General features: G+C 36.1%; 1 protein-coding gene. It reads right to left on the reverse strand.

Annotated elements, in window-relative coordinates; translation table 11 throughout:
• A partial coding sequence (locus tag ACFIO5_RS12630; protein ID WP_375705590.1) for a SapC family protein occupies positions 1-623 on the reverse strand: 623 nt, incomplete at both ends.

Raw genomic sequence — 623 nt, forward strand, 5'->3', positions numbered from 1 at the left:
ATTGGTCATTTGTTTTTCGCTTTTTAGAGAGAGTATTTTTAAAAGATTGTGCGTTGACATAAGATGCGCAAAAATCAATCCTAAAAAGCCATTTTTATGCAGCTTAGCAAGTTGGCTTGCCGATAGTTTATTCAATTTTTCTTCATCAACAACCCAAAAATGTTCTAATTGTGCTGAAAGACCTTTGTCGTTTTTCACATTGATTGATTTTTGGCTCAGAAGATCCATATCCACAAGGGCATCAATAAACGCAGCCGTTTTTTCCATAGCAATTTTAAAGCTCTCAAGAAAGCGAATACGTTCTTCCATAAAAGGAGAAATAGAGCCATCTGAGTTAAAAAGTTCTGTGCCGGCAACCTCATTAAACATGCCTGATTGCTGATCAAAACAAACAGAAAGTTCTTTTTCATTGCTAATTTGTGCAAGAACAAAAGGGTAGCGGCGAACAAAAGCTGGAAGATAAGTATCTTTTTTCCAATTTTTATCAGAGGTGATGTAATCATTTTCGTCATTAGAAAGACCAACAAGAGCAGCCGATGTATAATGCCGTTTTTTTTGTTCATCTTCGGCGCACATAAATAAAATAGGGTAGTCTAGAGCAGCTTGAAAGTATTCACTGCTTG

The sequence above is a fragment of the Bartonella sp. AA86SXKL genome (genome assembly GCF_042196885.1).